This window comes from Halopenitus sp. POP-27 (genome assembly GCF_029889855.1).
GTDB lineage: Archaea > Halobacteriota > Halobacteria > Halobacteriales > Haloferacaceae > Halopenitus > Halopenitus malekzadehii.
In genome coordinates this window covers 1-17,857 of the sequence record NZ_JARANU010000005.1, presented here as the reverse complement: position 1 = coordinate 17,857, position 17,857 = coordinate 1, and the positions used below count along the sequence as shown (strand labels likewise).

General features: G+C 67.4%; 18 protein-coding genes and 1 tRNA gene. 11 read left to right on the top strand and 8 right to left on the bottom strand.

The annotated features are described in order from the left end of the window. Nucleotides 1–19: 19 nt before the first annotated feature. From OQF70_RS04430 to OQF70_RS04420, 3 genes are all read right to left on the bottom strand, one after another. A complete protein-coding gene (locus OQF70_RS04430) occupies nucleotides 20–2,845 on the bottom strand; it encodes a TRAP transporter fused permease subunit (RefSeq protein WP_280536078.1) in 2,826 nt (941 codons plus the stop codon). After that, entirely contained in the window at nucleotides 2,842–3,339 is a 498-nt protein-coding gene (locus OQF70_RS04425) for a DUF1850 domain-containing protein (RefSeq protein ID WP_280536077.1), read from the bottom strand. The genes OQF70_RS04430 and OQF70_RS04425 overlap by 4 nt, the downstream gene beginning before the upstream one ends. A 172-nt stretch (nucleotides 3,340–3,511) precedes the next feature. Beyond that, entirely contained in the window at nucleotides 3,512–4,543 is a 1,032-nt protein-coding gene (locus tag OQF70_RS04420) for a TAXI family TRAP transporter solute-binding subunit (RefSeq protein WP_280536076.1), read from the bottom strand. A 201-nt stretch (nucleotides 4,544–4,744) separates the two neighbouring features. Between OQF70_RS04420 and OQF70_RS04415 the strand changes: the two genes are divergently transcribed. After that, complete coding sequence (locus OQF70_RS04415; RefSeq protein WP_280536075.1) at nucleotides 4,745–5,230, top strand: CoA-binding protein; 486 nt, start codon at nucleotides 4,745–4,747, stop codon at nucleotides 5,228–5,230. A 107-nt stretch (nucleotides 5,231–5,337) separates the two neighbouring features. Beyond that, the gene (locus OQF70_RS04410; protein WP_280536074.1) at nucleotides 5,338–5,568 is read left to right on the top strand and encodes a hypothetical protein; all 231 of its coding nucleotides are present in this window, start codon (nucleotides 5,338–5,340) and stop codon (nucleotides 5,566–5,568) included. A gap of 55 nt (nucleotides 5,569–5,623) precedes the next feature. Here the strand turns inward: OQF70_RS04410 and OQF70_RS04405 are convergent, their stop codons facing one another. Further along, nucleotides 5,624–6,325 carry a TVP38/TMEM64 family protein gene (locus OQF70_RS04405; RefSeq protein ID WP_280536073.1) on the bottom strand — a complete coding sequence of 234 codons (702 nt, stop codon included), beginning with the start codon at nucleotides 6,323–6,325 and terminating at the stop codon, nucleotides 5,624–5,626. Between the two features lie 106 nt (nucleotides 6,326–6,431). On the opposite strand from OQF70_RS04405, the gene OQF70_RS04400 reads away from it, so the two are divergent. Then, a complete protein-coding gene (locus OQF70_RS04400) occupies nucleotides 6,432–7,079 on the top strand; it encodes a thioredoxin domain-containing protein (protein WP_280536072.1) in 648 nt (215 codons plus the stop codon). Nucleotides 7,080–7,149: 70 nt separating this feature from the next. After that, nucleotides 7,150–8,487, top strand: coding sequence for an MFS transporter (locus OQF70_RS04395; protein WP_280536071.1), 1,338 nt, complete (start codon nucleotides 7,150–7,152; stop codon nucleotides 8,485–8,487). 297 nt (nucleotides 8,488–8,784) lie between these two features. On the opposite strand, the gene OQF70_RS04390 is transcribed toward OQF70_RS04395, so the two are convergent. Beyond that, nucleotides 8,785–8,858, bottom strand: a tRNA-Lys gene (locus OQF70_RS04390). Nucleotides 8,859–9,055: 197 nt separating this feature from the next. On the opposite strand from OQF70_RS04390, the gene OQF70_RS04385 reads away from it, so the two are divergent. Continuing rightward, a complete protein-coding gene (locus tag OQF70_RS04385; RefSeq protein WP_280536069.1) occupies nucleotides 9,056–10,516 on the top strand; it encodes a DHH family phosphoesterase in 1,461 nt (486 codons plus the stop codon). Nucleotides 10,517–10,570: 54 nt separating this feature from the next. Here the strand turns inward: OQF70_RS04385 and OQF70_RS04380 are convergent, their stop codons facing one another. After that, nucleotides 10,571–10,867: a PRC-barrel domain-containing protein gene (locus OQF70_RS04380; RefSeq protein ID WP_280536067.1), complete on the bottom strand. Its 297-nt coding sequence runs from the start codon at nucleotides 10,865–10,867 to the stop codon at nucleotides 10,571–10,573. Nucleotides 10,868–11,080: 213 nt separating this feature from the next. Here OQF70_RS04380 and OQF70_RS04375 point away from each other — a divergent pair, with 213 nt between their 5' ends. After that, a complete protein-coding gene (locus OQF70_RS04375; RefSeq protein WP_280536066.1) occupies nucleotides 11,081–12,919 on the top strand; it encodes a DNA mismatch repair protein in 1,839 nt (612 codons plus the stop codon). A 110-nt stretch (nucleotides 12,920–13,029) separates the two neighbouring features. Here OQF70_RS04375 and OQF70_RS04370 read toward each other — a convergent pair whose 3' ends face one another. Continuing rightward, nucleotides 13,030–13,686, bottom strand: coding sequence for a DUF6517 family protein (locus tag OQF70_RS04370; protein ID WP_280536065.1), 657 nt, complete (start codon nucleotides 13,684–13,686; stop codon nucleotides 13,030–13,032). Between the two features lie 278 nt (nucleotides 13,687–13,964). Here OQF70_RS04370 and OQF70_RS04365 point away from each other — a divergent pair, with 278 nt between their 5' ends. Beyond that, nucleotides 13,965–14,159: a hypothetical protein gene (locus tag OQF70_RS04365; protein WP_280536064.1), complete on the top strand. Its 195-nt coding sequence runs from the start codon at nucleotides 13,965–13,967 to the stop codon at nucleotides 14,157–14,159. A gap of 98 nt (nucleotides 14,160–14,257) precedes the next feature. Then, the gene (locus OQF70_RS04360) at nucleotides 14,258–14,932 is read left to right on the top strand and encodes a phosphate ABC transporter permease (RefSeq protein WP_280536063.1); all 675 of its coding nucleotides are present in this window, start codon (nucleotides 14,258–14,260) and stop codon (nucleotides 14,930–14,932) included. Between the two features lie 29 nt (nucleotides 14,933–14,961). On the opposite strand, the gene OQF70_RS04355 is transcribed toward OQF70_RS04360, so the two are convergent. Next, a complete protein-coding gene (locus tag OQF70_RS04355; protein ID WP_280536062.1) occupies nucleotides 14,962–15,174 on the bottom strand; it encodes a hypothetical protein in 213 nt (70 codons plus the stop codon). Here OQF70_RS04355 and OQF70_RS04350 point away from each other — a divergent pair. The 3 genes from OQF70_RS04350 (at nucleotide 15,162) to OQF70_RS04340 (ending at nucleotide 17,731) form a co-directional block, all read left to right on the top strand. Beyond that, a complete protein-coding gene (locus OQF70_RS04350) occupies nucleotides 15,162–15,857 on the top strand; it encodes a helix-hairpin-helix domain-containing protein (RefSeq protein ID WP_280536061.1) in 696 nt (231 codons plus the stop codon). The two genes, OQF70_RS04355 and OQF70_RS04350, sit on opposite strands and share 13 nt — an antisense overlap. A gap of 174 nt (nucleotides 15,858–16,031) precedes the next feature. Then, nucleotides 16,032–16,847, top strand: a complete 816-nt coding sequence (locus OQF70_RS04345; RefSeq protein WP_280536060.1) for an aldolase — start codon at nucleotides 16,032–16,034, stop codon at nucleotides 16,845–16,847. Next, nucleotides 16,847–17,731, top strand: a complete 885-nt coding sequence (locus OQF70_RS04340) for a class 1 fructose-bisphosphatase (protein ID WP_280536059.1) — start codon at nucleotides 16,847–16,849, stop codon at nucleotides 17,729–17,731. The genes OQF70_RS04345 and OQF70_RS04340 overlap by 1 nt, the downstream gene beginning before the upstream one ends. Nucleotides 17,732–17,857: the final 126 nt, after the last annotated feature.

The following is a 17,857-nucleotide window of genomic DNA, read 5'->3' as shown; positions in this document are numbered from 1 at the left end:
GCGATCGGGGTCGGCCGGCTCAGACGGACTCGGAGCCGGCGGCGACCGTGGTTGCCCCCGCGTCCGCGTCGGTTTCCGTATCGGGACCGCCGCTTTCGCCGTCCGCCTTCCGGCGGTTGCGAACCGTAAGCAGGGCGAACAGCGCGAAGCCGACGCCGCGAAGGGCGAGATCAAGCAGGAGCGCGTCCACCGAGACGGAGATCCCGACGAGTCCGAGCGTGTCGAAGACGGCCTCGGAGAGCAGTCCCGGCGCCATCAACAGCAGGGAGCTGCCCGCAAACCCGATCCGCCCGGCGCGATCGACGCGGGTATACAGCGTTCCGATGACGGTGGCGCCGAGCGCGATCACCCCGAGGAAGACCCCGATGACGGGCACGAGGATCTCGGGGATCGAGTAGGAGAGCTCCGCGAGGTCCTCGAAGCCGACCACGCGGTAGCGTTCACGGATCGGGAGTTCCCCGGCGTTGGCCTTCTCGCGGAGTAGGACGATCCCCGGGGCCAGCACGAACGCGAACGGGACGATCGCCTTGTTCAGCGACAGCGAGAACGCCTTCACGCCGGTCTCGAAGGGATCGGACTTGGCGACCCCGCTTGCCGCGTAGGCCGCCACCGCCACCGGCGGCGTGATGTCGGCGATGACGCCGAAGTAGAGGATGAACAGGTGGGCGGCCAAAAGCGGGATGCCGAACTCCACGAGCGGCGTCGCCAGCATCGAGATGAGGATGATGTAGGTGACCGTCGTCGGCATCCCCATCCCGAGGATGATGCTCGAGACGGCCGTCACGAGCAACATAACCACGATCGACCCGCCGGACAGGGCGAGCAACAGCGAGGTCAGGTTCGGGCCGAGCCCGGAGACGCTGATGACGCCGGGGATGATCCCGGCGGCCGCGACCGCGATCACGACCGGAACCGCGGTGCGGGCACCCTGCTCCATCGAGGTGACGACGAACGTCCCGAGCTTGAACGGCTGGCTCTCCTCGAGGTCACGGCCGGTTCGGTCGCCGATCGAGGCCGCGGTCTCCTGCACCGAGGGGTTGAGATCGAGCAGCGACGCGTCGAGGTCCGGTTTCGAGAGCAGCGTCAGGACCCCCGCAAGCATCGCGTACCACTCGATCCGCGAGAGAATGGCGCCGGCCGCTTCCCCGACGGGAAGTCCCGTGCCGCCGCTTCCGGTCACGAGCCCGGTGATCGGCACCCCGGCGATCGCGTGGCTGGCCAGCTCGACGCCGACGATCGCCGCGAAAACGCCGAGGAGCCGGGCGCGCGTCTCGTCGCTGTACGCCGAGACGAGCGCTATCAGGGCGACGAGCGCGACGAGCGTGAACCACGCCGACCGCGAGACCGACAGCCGTTCGATGATGAGGTAGTACAACAGCAGGCCGATCGGGACGAGGTAGAACCAGCCGCGCGTGAGGTGACTCCACATGGAGACGGTGTCCGCATCGGACACGCCCCCGATCCCCTCCTGGACCGCCTTGAGGTGGACCATCACCCAGACGCCGAAGAAGAAGACGATCGCCGGGATCGTCGCGATGATGATGATGTCGGCGAACGGCGTCGCGGTGTACTGGACCATCAGGAACGCGGCCGCCCCCATCACCGGCGGCAGGATCTGTCCACCCGAGGAGGCCGACGACTCGACGGCGCCGGCGAACTCCGGCGAGTAGCCCGACCGCTTCATCAGCGGGATGGTGAACGCGCCGGTGGTGACGGTGTTGGCGATCGACGAGCCCGAGATGGTCCCCATGAATCCGCTGGCGAGGATGCTCGCCTTCGCCGGCCCGCCCTTCCGGCTGCCGGTTGCCGCGTACGCGAGGTCGATGAACCACTGGCCGGCCCCGCTCATCTCGAGGAACGAGCCGAACAGGATGAAGATGTAGATGAAGCTCACCGAGACCGTCACCGGAATCCCGAAGACGCCGTTCTCGGTGTTGTACCAGAGGTTCTGTACGATGTCCGGCCAGGTGAGCTCCGGGATCGCGAGCAATCCGAGGAACGGCGTGTTCCCGCTGATGAGGTATCCCCAGCGTGCGTAGACGATGAACGTGGCGACGATGATCATCAACGGGAGGCCCAGCGTCCGTCGGGTGGCCTCGAGCACGAGCAGGACGCCGATCACGCCGAGCGCCATCGCGTAGGAGAACTCGCTCACGAACGGGACGCCGCCGAGGATCGGCTGGAGGAACATGTACACCTCGGTGACCGGACGTCCCGAATCGATCCCGAAGACGCGCATGTTCTGGATCTCGGCGAACTCCGTCAGAAAGTAGATCGCCGACAGGATCGCCGCGGCGATACAGACGAGATCGAACGGCGTCACCCGGTCGCGGTTCGGGTCGATGAACGCCCAACGGACCGCCGATCGACCCCTCGCGAACAGCCGCGTGAGTGGGTTCCGATCGCCGAGCCGGTTCGCGATCGCCGGGACGATCCGACCGACGTTCCGCGATACGATTCCGTCACCCATACTCCCAGGGAACAGCAGGAACGTGAGCACGAGCGCGAATGCCACGTGGATCGCGTTCGCCTGTAGGAGCTGTAAGGAGACCTGTATGGGCGCGAGCGAGAGCCCGCCGATCTCGACGGTCGGGAGCCAGATCGTGAACGTAAAGCTCCGTGCGGCCAGATACAGCTGGAAGATCGAAAACAGGATCCCGATCGCGGCGACCGCCACCGCGGCGATCCCCTGTAGCGAGCGGCGGCGTTCGATCTCCTCGATCAGCTCCTCGGCCTCCTCACGGGAGACTTCCTCGGCCGCCGGCGCGGCCGCGTCAGCTGAGTCCCCGGAATCGCCGTCGTTCGGGTCGTCGATGCCGCCGTCCGTTCGGTGGGTCGTGGTCATAGGATCATCTCGAGAAGCGACCGTTGTTCGATGTGGATGGTGACGTCGTTGCCACGAGTCGCCGCGACGAGGTCGTGACGTCGTCCGTCGACGATCAGCGTGTGGTCGGCGATCCGCCCCGGCGAGACGGAGAGGCTGTCGAGCTCGGTGATCGGTTCCGCGGGGTCATAGACGAGGGTCCCGTTGACGGTCGTGACGTCGACGCGGGACGGGAGCCCCCAGCCGTAGGACTCGAACTCCATCCGCGTGTTCACGAGCGTGTCACCGTCCACCCGGTACTCGTCGTAGACGCGCGACTTCTCGACGCTGTGGGTGTACTCCAGGGCCACCGTGCTCCCCTCGCCGACCGACTCCGTGAGGTAGCGCTCGCCGGTGTGGACGTCCTCGACGACCAGCACGCTTCCGACGGGAGCGCTCGCCACGAGGCCGACGATCGCGAGGACGACCGCCAGACTGAGCGCGGTCCGGGCGGTCAGTGAAGAAAGGCGGCCCATATTTCCGGATGTTAGTCGACGGATCAGCTTTGAAACGCTTTTGAAACGCGTCCCGCCCCGTGGTGGCACGGGACCGACGCGGTACAGGGCGGACCGACTCGGGGTCGCGTTCGCGTCCCCGTCGTGTCAGCCCGTGTCTGCGCTGCGTACGCGTTGACGTCTCGTGGGTCGTCTATGCGTCGAAGTACGCTGCTGCGCCGTCGTGCAGTTCGATGGACATCCCGTCCTGTGCGCTGTCGGCGGTGATGAAGTCCGTCTTGATCGAGAGCTCGTCGAGGTTGTCGAAGATGGCCGCGGTGACCGTCTCGACGGTGTCGGCGGGCACGTCGGAATGCGTCGCGATCATCGCCTGGACGGCGACGGTCTCGACGTCCTCGTCGACGCCGCTGTAGGTGCCGGCGGGGATGGTGTCGTTCGCGAACCAGGAGGCGTCCGCCTTGACCGCCTCGCGGTTCTCGCCCGCGATGGACACGATCTCGATGTCGTTGGTGTTCGCGAGGTCCTCGATGGCGCCGACGGGCCAGCCGCCGACGACGAAGGCCGCGTCGATGTCGCCGTTGGCCAGCTGTTCGGACGCCTGCGAGAAGCCGGCGTTCTGCTCGGTGAAGTCCTCAATGCCCAGCGACTCGAGGATCTGCAGCGCGTTGACCTGCGTCCCCGATCCGAGGTCGCCGGTGTTGATCGTCGCGCCGCTGAGGTCCCCGACGGTGGAGATGTCGTTCTCCGCCAGCGTGACGAGCGTGATCGTCTCCGGGTACAGCGTTGCGACGCCCTGGAGGTTCTCGATCGGGTTGTCCTGGAAGGCGTCGATGCCCGTCCCGTTCTTCGCGAAGGAGGCGATGTCGTTCTGGATGAGCGCGAAGTGGGCGGAGCCGTCGGCGAGACTGCCGACGTTCTCCACGCTCGCACCCGTGGACTGGACGTTCAGCGAGAAGTCCGTGTTGGCCTCGACGACCGTCTTGAACTCGTTCGAGAGCGGGTAGTAGGTCCCGCCCGTGCCACCGGCGTGCCAGCTCAGGCGGTTTTCGGTTCCGCCGTTGCCGTCGCCGTTACCGTTGCCGTCGCCGTTACCGTTGCCGTCGCCGTTACCGCCGCCGTTTCCGTTGCCGCTGCCGTTTCCGTTGCCGCTACAACCGGCGAGACCGGCGAGGCCGGCCGCACCCGTTACTTCGAGGAATCGACGTCGTGTTCGTTTGGATGACATACCACTATAGAACAATCAATGGGTACATATATATCTATTTATTCACTTATATATGGGTCGAAACGTCGGATGAATGATTCATTACTCGTCAGAAATATAGTCGATTGTTAATATGTGCCTCGGTGATACATAGCTATAACCGTCGCCGATCGAGGCCGCAGTTGCCCGTCCGTTTTTAGCCCGGGATCGCCTACTGGTAATATGAACGATCCTGACACAGCCGATTCCAGCGCAACCGACCCCGACGCAACCGACCCCGACCCGGCGTCGCCTCTCGAGGAACGGATAGACGCGCTGCTCGACGCCGAAACGGTGGCCGTCGTGGGGTGTTCAAGCACGGCCGAGAAGGCGGCCCACCGGATACCCAAGTACCTCCAGGAGAACGGCTACCGGATCGTTCCGGTGAACCCCAACGCCGACACCATCCTCGGTGAACCGGCCTACGACTCCCTGACGCAGGTTCCGCGAGACGTCACGATCGACGTCGTCGACGTGTTTCGACCCAGCGAAGCGGTTCCCGGCGTCGTCGACGACGTCCTCGAACGGCGCGAGGTGGCCGGAGACGTCGACGGCCTCTGGCTCCAACTCGGGATCCGCAACGACGACGCCGCCGAACGCGCGGCCGCTGCGGGGATCGCCGTCGTGCAGGACCGCTGTATGAAGGTCGAACACGAGCGACTGCGGTGACCCGCGAGGACGTACGGCGCCCGGTCGATGTTCGACCCCGGTCGGCACTATTGGAGATATCCCCTCGACGCCGTCAGACCCAACCCCCTCGACGCCGTAGCACCGATATGCCCCCCATCGATGCCGGCGACATCGAGACGGTCGTCGGCCTCGTCGCCGATCGTCCGGGCAGTACAGCTCCGGAGCTTGCCGACCTCGTCGCCGCCGCGGGGATCGACCCCGACCGGACGAACAAGCTGTTGCAGGCGGGGGTTCGCCGGGGCGCGCTCATCGAGTCCCGATCGACCTATTGGGTGGTCAGGGACGAGACGGGGTCTCCCAAGAGTATCGACGAGTGATCTCGGGGCCCCGAGGACATCGGCGAGTGGATGGTGGATGACACCACCCAACCCATCAGAACGGCAGGCGTGGCTCTGCCCGCTGGAGGAGTTCGCGGATGGCGTCCTGCTTGAAGTAGCCGACCACCGAGGCCGTGATGATGATCCCGATGAGCAGCAGTCCCGTTCCGATCTGACCGTCCGCGAACTCGCCGCCGGCGTAGACGGTGAGGACGTATGCGGGGAGCCGACCGACGCTGATGATCGCGATGAACGTCCGTAGCCGCAACGTCGTCAGGCCGCTGAGAAAGCAGATCGCGTCGTCGGGCAGCCCGGGGATCAACACGAACACGAGCAGCCCGGGGATCCCGACGCGCTCGACGAACCCGTCGAAGCGTTCGATCACGTCCTCGTGAAGGATATCCTCGACGAACGACCGGCCGAACCGCTTTGCGAGCGAGAAGGCGATCGCGCTGCCGATGAGGACGCCGGTTAGGCTGTAGACGGTTCCCAATACCGATCCGAACAGGTACCCCGACACGAGCGCGACGATCTGTCCCGGGATCGGCGCGACGACGACCTGGGTGGCCTGGATGAGGACGAACACCAACGGTGCGAACACGCCGAATTGGGCGATCCAGACCCGCAGTTCCGCGGCGTCGAAGACGAACGGGGCGTATCGCCGCAACAGCAGATACAGGGCTCCGAACGCAACGAGCAGGAGGGCTAGCCCGACGAGGCCGCGCCACCGATCGGCCCGGGAGGAGAATATCTGCATTCGACGTCGGCTACGTGATCGGTCGACTTGAACGTTGTCGATGCGTCACCGAACGGCGTCGATCGCTCTCGGAGCCGATAAGTGTCCGCGCCACCGATCCGGGTGTATGCGTTCATCCCGCCGTACCGTCCTCTCGTCCGTCGGGACCGCCGCGACGATCGGCGTCGCGGGCTGCCTCGGCGGCGGCTCGGACGTCCCCGACTACGACTGTGACACGAGTTCGCCGGCCGATGCTCCCTCGGAGCTCCCACGCCCCGTCCTCGGCGACCCGGACGCCGACGTCACCGTCGCGGTCTTCAAGGACTTCGCGTGTCCCCACTGTGCGACCTGGGAGCTGGAGGAGGCGCCGACGATCGAGTCGGAGTACGCCGACCCAGGAACCATCCGGTACGAGCATTGGGACTTCCCGATCCCGGTCGACGACACGTGGTCGCTCGGGGTCGCAAGCGCCGCCCGCGGCGTCCAGGATCGGCTCGACGACGAGGCGTTCTTCTCGTTCGCCAAGACGGCCTTCGAACACCACGAGTCGTACTCCTGGGACGTCGTCGGCTACGCCGCCGAGGAAGCCGGCGCCGACCCATGTCCCGCGATCCGTGACGGCGAGCACGGCACGTACGAGACGGTCGTCTCCAGCGACCGACAGACCGGGATCGACCGCGGCGTCGAGGCCACTCCGACGGTGTTCGTAAACGGGGATCCCGTCGCTGAGCCGACGGCTGACGCCGTTGCGACCGCGATCGAGAACGCACGGTGACGACTGCTCGCGGCACCCGGCCGCGTCCCGACCCGATGCGTCTTTCCACCCGTCTCCCGAACGACCAACCATGAGTCGTCTCGGTCGGTCGATCGATCGGCTTCGATCGATCGGCTCCAGTACCCTCCACCGGACGCCCGCACGCAGTCCCTCGGCTCACGGACCCGATCGCCGCCGGCTTGCCGCGGTCGTCTGGCTCGTGTTGGTCTCACAGGTCCTCGTCTATCCCGGCGTCCCCGCCATCGTCGACGCGCTCGGCGCGCCGGCGGGCAGCAACGGCGTGAGCGGTGGGATGTGGTTCCTCACCGCCGAGTTCGCCGCATTCGTCGCCTTCGCCGGCGTGTGGGGTGCGGTCAGCGACACGCTCGGTCGGCGTGCGTCGCTCGTGGTCGTCGGTGCGCTCGGCGGCGCCGCCGCGTATCTGACGCTCGCACTGGCGCCGCAGCTCGGGATCGACTTCGTGACGGCGCTGCTCGTTCGCCTCGTCGGCGGCGCGTTCACGATCGGCGCGTTCTCGCTCGGCATCACGATGCTGATGGATCTGGATGGCGGGCACGGTCGGAACATGGGCGCGGCCGGGGTCGCGATCGGCTTCGGGGCCGCCCTCGGGTCGGTCGTCGGCGGCGGACTCGCCGACGTCGACCCCTTCTACCCGATCTACGCGAGCGCCGGGGTGCTGTTTCTGGCCGCGCTGCTCGCCGTGACCGTGACCGACCGCGCCGGCAACGCCGACCCGAACGCAGCCGACGATCGGGGAGTCACGGCGGTCGACGACCCGGACCCCGCGACGGCCGATGATCCGGGTTTCAGGGACGTGCTGGCCCGGATCCGCTCGGTCCCCGGTCTGCTCGTCCCGTTCGCGTTTGGGTTCATCGACCGGCTCACCGCCGGCTTCTTCGCACTCGTGGGCGTCTACTACTTCCAGGAGGGGGCCTTCGAGCTGTCGGCGTTCGGCGCGGGACTGACGCTGGCACTGTTCTTCCTCCCGTTTGCCATCCTCCAGTATCCGATGGGCGTGCTCTCGGACCGGATCGGCCGGTTTCTGCCGGTCGTCGTCGGGTCGATCGCCTACGGGTTCGTCATCATCGCGGTCGGCCTGGCACCGACGTACCCGATCGCCGCCGGGCTGATGGTGCTCGTCGGGGTCTGTGGCGCGCTGGTCGCCCCGGCGACGATGGCGCTCGTGACCGATCTGGTCGGCGTCGCCGAACGCGGGGCGGCGATGGGACTGTTCAACGTGTTCGGATCGCTGGGCTTTCTGACGGGGTTTCTCGTCGGCGGAACGGTCACCGAGGGGTTCGACTACCTGACGGCGTTCCTCGTCGTCGGCGGGATGGAGATCCTGATCGCCCTCGCGCTGTTTCCCGCAGTCAGGTCGATCACCGGCGAGGTCGAGTCGGCCGGGTAGCCGCCGGTTGCAGTGCCGTCGATAGAGTCAGCAATCCAGCAGCCGAGCAGTCAGCAACCCGAGGGTGTTTTGGAAGAGTCCTCACACCAAACGGGAATCGCTCGGTACAGGGAACCCACTGTGTCACTTCATCAAGCTCGAAGCAATGCAGGAACGGATCATCAAGAATCAGCGTGGCATTCTGCAGATATGAGTTACCTCCGTGTTTCTCACGCGGACTGTGAGTGCAGGGAGGGATCGATACGGCGTCCGGGAACGGTTCACTCGACGGTTCGCGTTGCTCACCGTCTCGTTGCACGGGCCGGGAGGGAGTTGAACCCCCGACCGACGGATTAAGAGTCCGTCGCTCTCCCTAACTGAGCTACCGGCCCTCACGAGCACCTATCCGGGTCATCATAAAAGGACTTTCGTCTTGCCCTCGCGGGCCGCCGCCCCGACGGCGTCGGGGGACTCCGATCGAACCGACGGCCGCCGTCGCATCGATCGAGGAACCGACCGGGTATCGGCGATGATACCGAGGGAGGCAAGCGCGCCTGTTAAGTGTCGGGCCGCCGGAACCTGCGTACCAATGAGTACCGGGCGTGGCGGAACGGCACGGACGCGATACGCGATCCTCGGCTGCGGAAGCGTCGGCCACGCGGTAGCCGAATCGCTGACCGAGCGCGACAAGGACGTGTTGATTCTCGACCGCGACGAGAGTCGCGTCGAGGCGCTCCGCGACCAGGACCTCAACGCCCAGGTGCAGGACATCGCCGACCCGAGCGTCGCCGACGTCGTCAACGACCGGGACATCGTCCTCATCCTGGCCTCCGACGTCGAGGCGAACAAGGACGCGGTGACGGCGCTCCGGGAGCGCAGCGACGACCACTACGTCGTCGTCCGGGCCTCCGACCCCGTCAGCGAGGACGAGCTGCGCGAGTTGGGTGCGGACGTGGTGATCAACCCCTCGACGGTGATCGCCGACTCCGCGCTGCGGTCGCTCGAGACCGGCGAGTTAGAGTACATGGCGCGCCAGCTCGCCGACATCCTCACCGAGACCGACGGCGAGATGGCGATCCTCACCCACGACAATCCCGACCCCGACTCGATCGCCTCCGCGACCGCGCTGCAGGCGATCGCGGAGTCGTATGACGTCGAGGCCCACATCATCTACCCGGGCGAGGTCGGCCACCAGGAGAACCGCGCGTTCGTGAACCTTCTCGGGATCGAGTTACGCTCCCGGGCGGAGGCCCCCCCGCTTGCCGACTACGAGACCGTCGCGCTCGTGGACCACGCCAAATCCGGGGATCCGGAGATGACCCTCGACGCAGACGTCGACGTGTACATCGACCACTTCGAGTCCGAGCACGAGTACAACGCTCGGTTCGTCGACATCCGAACCAACGTCTCCTCGACGTCGACGATCCTCACGAAATACCTCCAGGAGTTCGACCTGTCACCCTCCGAGGCGGTCGCGACCGCCCTGCTGTACGGCATTCGGGCCGAGACGCTCGACTTCAAACGCGACACGACGCCGGCGGATCTCACCGCCGCGGCCTATCTCCACCCGTTCGCGAACCACGACACCCTCGAGCAGGTCGAGTCCCCCTCGATGTCGCCGGAGACGCTCGACGTGCTCGCGGAAGCGATCCAGAACCGCCAGGTGCAGGGCAGCCACCTCTTCTCGAGTGCCGGCTTCATCCGCGATCGCGATGCCCTCTCGCAGGCGGCCCAACACCTGCTCAACCTCGAGGGGATCACGACGACCGCGGTGCTCGGCGTCGCCGACGAACACATCTACCTCGCGGCGCGTTCGAAGGACATCCGGATCAACATCGGAAACGTCCTCCAGGACGCCTTCGAGGACATGGGCGAGGCGGCCGGACACTCCACGCAGGGGTCCGTCGAGATCCCGCTCGGCATCTTCACCGGGATCGAGGCAAGCGAGGAGAATCGGGACACCCTGTTGCAACTCACCGAGGAAGCGGTCCGCCGCAAGCTCTTCGACGCGATGGGCGTCGAGGGCTCGGAGGGATCGAACGGGTCCTAGTCCGAGGATCCTCGTCCGGGAACGGTCCTCCGTCCGAGCGGGTTCAATCGGGAGTTACGCGACCGCTTCGTCGACGTCCTCGTCGCTCTCGACGTCGAGCCGCTCGATCACGTCGTTGATGAGGATGACGTCGCCGACCGCACGCACCCAGCGGTACGGGACGATGACGCCCTGACCGGGCTGGACGCGCGACCGGAAGAGCTCGCCGTTCAGCTCCGCGAGCGCGAGTCCCGTGACCGCCTCGGCGTCGAGGTCGAGCCGGACGTCCTCGACCTCGCCGACGAAGACGCCGTTGTTCGAGTACACCTCGCGACCGACGAGGCTCGTGATCTCGTCTGGCGTTGGTTCCATACACACGTGGTTACCAGCATACCTATTAAGGGTTGGTTGTCCGGCCGACGGACGTCTGACGGGAGCCACCGTCCGTGGACCGATCGCGAGTCCGATGACGGTCATCGCGAGGCCGATGGCGTCCGGCGCGAGGCCGATTCCGGCGCGGCGACCGACGACTCACGACGCCAGGATCGGCGAAAGCCACAAGCAGCCGCGTCGAGACGAACGCGTATGCGACTGGCGGATTACTGGGGCGTCGGCCCGAAGACGAGCGAGCAGCTCACGACGGAACTCGGCACCGAGGCGGCCATCGACGCGATCGAGTCCGCGGACGTCCGCGCGCTCGTCGACGCGGGGATCCCGCGCGGCCGCGCGACGCGGATCCTCCGTCGTGCCGCCGGCGAAGCCGAAATGGACGTGCTCGCGACCGGCGATACGCGATCGGTCTACGACGATCTCCTCGCGCGTGCCGCCGGCTACGCGCTCACCGAGCACGCCGCCGACCGGATACGCGTGCTCACCCCGCTTGCCGACCGTGACCGGATCGAGGACCGCCTCACGGACGTCCTCGCGGCGCGGGACGCGTGGGGCGGCCTTCCCGAGGCGGACCGAGAACGGGTTCGGGAGGCCTTCGCGGCCTACGACGAGGCCGGCGGCACCGACCGGGCCGCCGTGGAGACCGCGATCACGCTTCGGGAGGTCGATCTCGCGGGCGAGCCGTTCGCCCCGCTCGCCGATCTCGACCCGGAGACGCTCCGGGACGCGGCCGGCGCGCTGGGATATCTCCGGGAGTCGCCGAGCGAGGCCGGCCGAGCGGACGAGGCCGAGGTCGACGTCCTCGAGGGCGCCGACGCGGAACTCGACCGGTTGCGTGACCAGCTCGCTACGGCGGCGGAACTCGAGTCGTCCGCGTTCGACGTGATCGACGACGTCCGGGACGGGTCGGTCCGCGACTTCGAGTCGTTCAAAGGCGGCGTGATCGATCACGTGGCGACGCGGACGTCCATCGATCCCGGTCGGATACGGGCCGCCGCCCCCGAGGACGCGGTCGACGCGGCCGACTTCGTCTCGGGGACGCTGCGGACGCTGCGCGAGGAGCTGGCCGAGGATGTCACCGGGCGCGAGGCGACCGTGGTCACGGACCTTCGCGACCGGATCCACGGGGCGGACGGCGACGTCGAGACCGCGGTCGAGGTCGTTTCGGAGGTGGCCTTCCTGCTCTCGCTGGGACGGTTCGCGGCCGAGGAGGACCTTCGCCGGCCGGAGCTCGTCGACGACGGGATTGCGGTGTTTCGCGCACGAAATCTCTTCATCGAGGGATCCGTCGAACCGGTGACCTACGCGGTCGGGGACCACTCGATCGAGTCGGAATCGGCCGGCACGACCGAATCTGCCGGATCGACCGATTCCGCACCGCGGCCGACATCGCCCTCGACGGTGCCGCCGACGGGCGACCGCGTGACGGTTCTCACCGGCGCGAACTCCGGCGGAAAGACGACGCTGCTGGAGACGCTGTGTGCGGTCGCGCTGCTCGCCGCGATGGGGCTTCCCGTTCCGGCCGAGCACGCCGAAGTCGGCCGATTCGACCGGATCGTCTTCCACCGACGCCACGCCTCCTTCAACGCCGGGGTGCTCGAGTCGACGCTCAAGTCGGTCGTGCCGCCGCTGGTCGAGTCGGGACGGACCCTGATGCTCGTCGACGAGTTCGAGGCGATCACCGAACCCGGGCGGGCGGCCGACCTGTTGAACGGGCTCGTCGACCTGACCGTCGATCGGGGCGCGCTCGGCGTCTACGTCACCCACCTCGCGGACGACCTGAGTCCGTTGCCCGAGCGCGCGCGGATCGACGGGATCTTCGCCGAGGGACTCACGCAGGATCTCGCCCTGCAGGTGGACTACCAGCCGCGGTTCGGAACCGTCGGCAAGTCGACGCCGGAGTTCATCGTCTCGCGGCTCGTCGCGAACGCCGACGACCGGGCGGTCCGCGGCGGCTTCGAACGCCTCGCGGAGTCGATCGGCGAGGAGGCGGTTCAGCGGACGCTCTCGGACGTTCGCTGGTCGCCGGAGTGAATCGGCCGGAGAGAATCGGCCGGAGCGAATCGGCTGAGAGAACCGGTCGTCGGTTGTGGAGCCGATCGCCGGGCGGCCCATCCCCTATGCCGGCTCGACACCCAACCGGGTCAGGCTTCGGCCGGGTGCTCGAGCGAGTCGAGCAGGGTCTCGACGTGCGCCCGCTCCTGGTCGGATCGTTCCTGCGGGTAGATGCCGACCGGGATGAGGAAGTCGTCCTCGTGTCTCAGCGATCCGGTGTGGACGTTCACGTCGACCTCCTGACCCTGGAAGGTTGCCGTGCCGGCGAAGATCGCGACCTCGTAGTCGCTGCCGAGCGTGGTGGCCGTGGTCCGTGCCCGCTGGCTGCCCACGCGCAATCCCTCGTACTGGGAGGCGACCAGCTCGACGAGTTCGGCCTCGTCGTAGTCGCTGACCGGGTTGAGTGACTGGCCGGCGATCTCGAAGGCCGGCGTCGAGACGACGGCGAACACGCCGGTCCGCGCCTCTCCCAGAAGCGGTATCTCGAGGGCTTTCTCGTACGTCGCGACGGCGTTCGTGGCGACCACCGTCCGTTCCTGACCGGCGATCTCGAACGTCTCCTCGAGCGTTTGCTCCTCGATCCCCTGGAGTTCGTACCCGGTCGACTCGGAGACGTTCGACTGAACACGGGCCGGACGTGCGCTCTCCTCGAGCGGCTCCGATCCTGTGAGAAACCCGAGACAACCGCTCGTCGATCCGATCGTCGCGGCACCGATCCCCCCGATGATCGACCGTCGCGTAGTCATAAGTCCGGATTACGGGTGTGCATACATAAACCACCCGGCGCGGTGTCGTCGTATCAGTGAATCGAAAATACGGTCCTCACGGACCACCGGACCGGGAACGAACCGGGAACGAGACTCGATGGAAATGGAGGTGCAGAACTCCATATACGTATTTTTAATTCGGATACAAGACCACAAACATAATATCTTAGCCCGATGTAGGTGTGTTTTATTTCCTAAATTCCCCAATATATGTCCTATAATCAAGTTATAAGTTGGTTCGGTGGGTAACGGTGGATATGTCGACCCAACCGTCCACGACGCCGGACCCGACCTGGACCGATCCGACCGACTGTCCCTTCTGTGGCGCCTCGCTGCCGGACCCGGGCGCCGGCTTCATCGACCACATCCGGAAGAACGACGACTGTGAGTCGGGGTTCGACGACTGGCGGGAGAACGTCGTCGGCGACATCGGCGGCGAGTGGAGCGGGTAGCCGCGAAGCCGGAGACGAGGTCGGCCACGACGCCGTCGTTCCGGACCCCGTCACTTGCGACGGCGTGTTTTTAAGTGGCATCGCGCGGGATCGGACATATGGTCGATATTGCCGCTCTCGAAGGGATCGACGTCGCGTTGGTGCTCGTCGGGCTGGTGTTGGCGTTCGTCGGGGCTGCGGTGTCGGTGTACGCCGTCACGCTCACGGGGTTCCTCGTCGGGGGCGGCGTCGGATACATCCTCGCGCCGAGCCTGGCCGGGGTTTTGACGCTCGAGGGCGGCCTCCTCTCCGCGGGCGCGGTCGCGATCGGCGGCGCGGTTGGCGCGTTCCTCGCGTACGCGGGGCTCTCGATGGCCGTTCTCGGAATCGGCGCGATCGTCGGCGCCTTTCTCGGTCGCTTCGCGGTCGGCCCGTTCTACGTCGAGGGGCTGCTCCCGCTCGTTGGGGCGACGCTGGCGGGGGTGGCCGTCGGCGCCCTCCTCGGGTTCGTCCTCACGCGGACGACCCTCGTGTTCTCGACGGGCTTCATCGGCGCCGCCTTCGCCTCACGCTCGCTGACGATCGCCGATTTCGGGGCCGCAACCGACCCGATCGCGCTCGACCCGTTGCTGTTCGACCCGACGGCCCCGGCCTTCCTCGCGGTTCTGATCCTCGGGATCCTCACGCAACTCGGGCTGTTCCGGTTCGGATACGTCACCTCGATCATCGGGGTGCTTCCGGGTGCACGCCGGTGGACCGCAAGCGACGACGGCGACGGTGAACACGGCGGGTGATCGAGAGGGTCACCGGGACGCCTGCGCCCTCAGGGAAGCGGGTCGAGGAACGGGTCCGACTCCTCGTGGATGACGGCGCCCGCGGCCGTGCCGTCATCGCCGATGAACCGCGCCGGAACTCGCCGTCCTCGCGTGCGTTCGCCCTCGACGTCCGATCGGTCGTCGAGCCGACACGCGGAGAAACGTTGAAGTATCGGATCGACGAACGACCGGTACCTGGTGACCGCTCGTGAGCGAAACATCGTCGGATGATTCAACCACCGACCTGACCGAGCTCCGGTGGATCGGCCCGGCGACGGCAGCCGAGCTCGAGGCTGCCGGCGTGGATGCGACCGACGTCACCGCAAAGCGCGTTTCCTATCGGTCGCTCGTCGATACCGGCGTGAACCCCGGCGTCGCCGCCAAGATTCGCCGCGAGCACTCGCTGTCGTGGTCCTTCGAGGCCGGCGAGGGGCTCGAGAGTCGATCGACACAGATCCGCGGGCTCGGCCGTGCGGAGGCCGACTGGATCGCCGCCTCCGCCGGCGACTGGGTTGACGGATCGGGGACCGACGACGGCGGATCGAACGCCGACGATCGTGGGCCGACGGCCGAGTCCGTTCCCGACTCCGGAACCGAATCCGGGACTGACTCCGGGACCGATTCCGGGAGCGGCGACTGGGTTCCGGGCGACTGGCCCGGCCTCGACGACCGGTCCACGGAGTTCGTCCCGGCGGAAGCCGCCTGGCGGGAGCGGTCCCGGCCCACGCCGGTCACCGACCTCGAGGCGGTCGATGATTCCGGCGCCGACCTCCTCTCGGAGGCCGGGATCACGTCGATTCGAAGCCTCGCAACCGCCGACCCCGACCACGTCGCGGACGTGCTGGACGTCGACGCCGATCGAGTGAGTGGATGGCACGAGGCGGCACGCTCGGCGAGCGACTGAGTCCGGGAGGGCGGTGTGCGGACGCCGGACTCACGGCCCACCGTCCACAGTCCACGGGCCCACGACGCGCCGCGGGGACGCCGCCGTCGACGGCGACGCACCGCCAGCACCCGTGATACGCCGCCAGGGATGGTACCGTAGTGCTTTTGATGGCGGTTGCCGGATCGACAAACGATGATCCAGCACGCCGACGACGCCATCACGCGAGACGGGAAAATCCTCATCCTGGCGTACGACCACGGACTCGAACACGGCCCGGTCGACTTCGAACCGAACCCGGAGACCGCCGACCCCGAACGGGTCTTCGAGCTCGCGACCCACGACGCGGTGACCGCGCTGGCGGTCCAGAAGGGCGTCGCGGAGGCGTATTATCCATACTACGAGACCGACGTGACCCTCCTGTTGAAGCTCAACGGCACCTCGAACCTCTGGATGGGCGAGCCGGACTCGGCGGTCAACTGCTCGGTGGAGTACGCCGCCGATCTGGGCGCCGACGCCATCGGGTTCACCCTCTATGGCGGCTCCAACCACGAGATCGAGATGGCCGAGGAGTTCCGCGATGCCCAGGAGGACGCCCGCGAACACGATATGGGCGTCGTGATGTGGTCGTATCCGCGCGGACAGGGGCTGAAGAACGACACGAGCTCGGACACGATCGCCTACGCGGCCCGCCAGGGCCTCGAACTCGGCGCCGACGTCGCGAAGGTGAAGTACCCCGGCTCCGCCGACGCGATGGCCGAGGCCGTCCGGATGGCGGGCCCGACGAAGGTCGTGATGTCCGGCGGCTCGAAGACCGACGACCTCTCGTTCCTCGAGACGGTCGAGTCGGCGATCGACGCCGGCGCCAAGGGGCTTGCGGTCGGCCGGAACGTCTTCCAGCGTGAGAACCCGACCCAGCTTCTCGACGCGCTCGAGGGCGTCATCTTCGAGGAGCTGTCGGCTGCCGAGGCGCTGCGGCAGGCCGGCGGCGACCCGGACGCGGCGGAGTGATGTCCGGGACACCAGACCGGGACGTCGCGGCGGTCGTCGACTCGGTCGTCGACGTCATCGCCCGCTCGGCCCCCGAGATCCGGGCCGCACTCCCCGGACGGCGCGTCGAGAGCGGCACCGACAACCCGTCCGGGGAGACCGTGATGGCCGCGGACGTCTACGCCGACGACCTCCTTGCGGACCGCCTCGCGGCGGTCGAGAGAGTGGGCGAGTTCGCGAGCGAGGAGCGCGAATCGCCCGCGGACGTCGGTGACGGCCTCGCGGTCGCGATCGACCCCCTCGACGGATCCTCGAACCTCCGGTCGAACAACGCGATGGGAACCGTCGTCGGCGTCTACGACGCCCCGCTCCCGGCGTCCGGACGGGACCTCGTCGGCGCGGCGTACGTCCTCTACGGCCCGATCACGACGATGGTCGTCGCGACCGAGGACGGCGTCCGCGAGGAGGTCGTCGAACCGGCCGACGACGGCGTCGACCGGACGGTCGTCGCGGAGTCGGTCACGCTCCCGGACGACCCCACGGTCTACGGCTTCGGCGGTCGGGTCCCCGACTGGCCGCCGGCCTTCGAGGCGTACGCCCGCGAGATCGAATCGGAGCTGAAACTGCGCTACGGCGGCGCGATGGTCGGCGACGTCAACCAGGTGCTCACCTACGGCGGAGTCTTCGCGTACCCCGCGCTCGAGGACGCGCCGAACGGCAAGCTCCGCCTTCAGTTCGAGGCCAATCCGATCGCCTACATCATCGAGCAGGCCGGCGGCGCCGCCTCGGACGGGGTGCAGGACGTCCTCGACGTCCCACCCGAGGGAGTCCACCAGCGGGTCCCGCTGCACGTCGGATCGACGTCCCTGATCGACCGTCTCGAGGACGCCTTGGTGTCGACGTAGCGATTCGGGTCCCGGAACCGGCTTATCCTCCCCATCCCGCCCACCGCCCCGGCCGGCCGATCCCCAGACAACCTTTTACCCGTTCACACGGTTGGTTCGGTATGCGCAGGGGGGACTATCGGGTAG